The sequence below is a fragment of the Mesorhizobium sp. M7A.F.Ca.CA.002.09.1.1 genome (assembly GCF_003998555.1).
GTDB classification, from domain to species: domain Bacteria; phylum Pseudomonadota; class Alphaproteobacteria; order Rhizobiales; family Rhizobiaceae; genus Mesorhizobium; species Mesorhizobium ciceri.
The window spans coordinates 1-502 of record NZ_RZRR01001567.1 but is presented as its reverse complement, the minus strand read 5'-3'; the positions used below and the strand labels follow the sequence as shown (position 1 = coordinate 502).

2 pseudogenes are annotated in these 502 nt (G+C 67.1%); one reads left to right on the top strand and one right to left on the bottom strand.

Annotated elements, in window-relative coordinates:
• A pseudogene (locus tag EN994_RS34690) lies at positions 1 to 202 on the top strand (metallophosphoesterase); the annotation flags it as partial.
• Here EN994_RS34690 and EN994_RS34685 read toward each other — a convergent pair.
• Positions 186 to 502: pseudogene (locus EN994_RS34685) on the bottom strand (hypothetical protein); the annotation flags it as partial. The pseudogenes EN994_RS34690 and EN994_RS34685 overlap by 17 nt on opposite strands.

The window sequence follows — 502 nt, the reverse complement described above, 5'->3', positions numbered from 1 at the left end:
GCCGGCGGCAGCGACACCGACCGCCGGCCAGGCGCCGGGTGGCAAGCACCCGGCGGCGCAGTATAATCTGTTCGACATCGACGGTGAAAAGGGAAACTGGCGGATCCGGCTGACACGGCGCGGCCTGACCGGGCCGTCCATACCGCCATCCGATCTGCAGACGGTGGAGCTTGGCGCCGAGGCCGCTATGGCCGCAAATTGACAACCATGGCCATGATGCGGTCCCAGAACAGGACGACCGACACCACAAGGCCGACCAATGCGCCGGCAGCGACCAGGCCAAGCCCGGACAGAAGGGCCGACCAGCGTTTGCCGCGCTCCGTCGCGCGCAGCGGCGGTTCGGCTTCTGGCACATACGCACGTTTCAGGCCGGCGACGGCGGGTTCGACGCCGCCTTCCAGCATCCTCTGACGCTCGACGATGCGCTCGGCGACATAGCGCGTCACGGAATCGGCAACCGATTTCATCTCAGTGGATTCGGCAAGCACCACCCGGCCGATGC